Genomic DNA, 1763 nt, shown 5'->3' on the forward strand with positions numbered 1-1763 from the left:
GGGGCGCCCCGCCGGGGGGGGGGCCCGCCCCCCCCCGCCCCCCCGCGGCGCCCCCCCCCCCCCCCCCCCCCCCGCCGCCCCCCCGCGCCCCCCCCGCCCCGCCCCCCCCCCCCACCACTGCGCTGAAGGCGCTAGTACAGCGCGGACGCCAGCTTCCGCCGCGCGGCGACGACGACCGGATCGGCGGGGTCGAAGAGTTCGAACAGCTCGAGAAGTCGGGTCCGCACAGCGGTCTTGTCGTCGCCGACGTAACGCTTGACGGCATCGATCAGCAGGGTGAATGCGTCCTCGGGCTGCTGGGTGTAGAGCAGCGCGTCGGCGGCGTCGAGCTGCGCCGCGACATCGGCGGGCCGCTCCGCGGCGGCGGCGACGGCATCCGGCGCGACCGACTGCACGCGAGCCAGGAACCGCACCTGACGCTGCGCGGCGAGTGCCTGCGCGTTCTTCGGCTCCGCGTCGAGGATCGCCTGGTAGGCGGCCTCGGCGGCGTCCAGGTCGCCCTCGGCGAGCGCATCCTCCGCGGCGACGAACCGCGGATCCTCCGGTTCGGGCTCGGCACCCTCGACGGGCGGGCCCGACAGCTTGCCCGCGGTCGCGGCGAGAACCTGGCCGAGCCAACCGCGCACCTGCTCGATCGGCTGCACTCCCTGGAAGTCCGCGAGGGGCTGCCCGGCCGCGACAGCGACCACGGTGGGGATGGCCTGCACTCCGAAAGCCTGGGCGATCCGCATGTTCGCGTCGACGTCGACCTTCGCGAGCACCCAGGTCCCGTTGCCCTCCTGCGCGAGCGCGTCGAGCTCGGCGTTGAAGGCGACGCTGGCGTCGCTGCGTGGCGACCACAGCGACACGAGGACGACGACCTGCGTGGACCGTTCGAGAACCTCGGCCTCGAACGTCGCCTCGGTGACGTCGACGACCGGAGCGAGACCGGTGGCCGGACCGTCACCGGGAGCGGGTACAGCGGCCGCCGACGCCGGCGGCGGCTGCGGACGGTCCTTGAGTCCGGACAGATCCACTGCACCGGACATGGCAGCCGCCATCGCGGCGGACGGGCGTGCAGGCTGACGGGAACCGGGTCGAGTCACGCTGCCAGTTTGTCACAGGCACGGGTACGCCCTCATGTCACGGCCGCGGGTGGTCACGTTCAGCGCCGCGGCGTTGTCGCGGTGCCCGGAACACGACAGCGCCCCCGGACCGGGATGATCCGGGGGCGATGCTCGGCAGAATCAGACCGCGTCGAGTTCGCGATCCTGGGTGGGGGTCGTCGTGGCGGCTGCGGGGGCGGAGAGTTCCCCGAGCTTGCCGTTGGTGACGGCCCAACGCTCGAAGACGACCGAGCCGAACGGCGGAACGCTGGACACGAGCGCCCAGAACGTGGTGGCCAGGCTCCACTTGAGCGAGCGCGCGGTGAGCAGCGAGATGATCACGAAGGGGATGAATGCGGCGACGCCGTGGATCATGCCGGGGATCCGCACGGCCTCCTCGAAGCCGAGTACCCACTTGAAGAACATGGCCACCAGCAGGATCGCCCAGGTGACGGCCTCCCAGATGGCGACCAGGCGGAACCGCTTCGCGGGAGTGGACACGTCGAAAATCTTCGGCATGCGCTCCATTGTGCCCGAGGGCAGGGCGCCGCAGACTGTGATCTACGACGCCCTGTAGTGAACGCTACTTCTTCGGGACGCGGATGATCAGGGCGTCGCCCTGACCGCCGCCACCGCACAGGGCCGCGGCACCGACACCGCCGCCGCGGCGGCCGAGTT

The 1763-nt window shown here is 72.4% G+C and carries 2 protein-coding genes; both read right to left on the bottom strand.

Annotated features, from left to right (window positions below; translation table 11 throughout):
* Window positions 1-131 precede the first annotated feature (131 nt).
* Window positions 132-1028 carry a tetratricopeptide repeat protein gene (locus ACFYVR_RS05160; RefSeq protein ID WP_387470232.1) on the bottom strand — a complete coding sequence of 299 codons (897 nt, stop codon included), beginning with the start codon at window positions 1026-1028 and terminating at the stop codon, window positions 132-134.
* A gap of 198 nt (window positions 1029-1226) precedes the next feature.
* On the bottom strand, window positions 1227-1604 hold the full coding sequence (locus tag ACFYVR_RS05165) for a DUF3817 domain-containing protein (protein WP_387470234.1): 378 nt from the start codon (window positions 1602-1604) through the stop codon (window positions 1227-1229).
* Window positions 1605-1763: the final 159 nt, after the last annotated feature.

The sequence above is a fragment of the Rhodococcus sp. NPDC003318 genome (assembly GCF_042879035.1).
GTDB lineage: Bacteria > Actinomycetota > Actinomycetes > Mycobacteriales > Mycobacteriaceae > Rhodococcus_G.

Bases quoted from the DNA above. Each gene is read 5' to 3' on its own strand.
- ACFYVR_RS05160 (WP_387470232.1), bottom strand. From the start codon at position 1,028: ATGTCCGGTGCAGTGGATCTGTCCGGACTCAAGGACCGTCCGCAGCCG.
- ACFYVR_RS05165 (WP_387470234.1), bottom strand. From the start codon at position 1,604: ATGCCGAAGATTTTCGACGTGTCCACTCCCGCGAAGCGGTTCCGCCTG.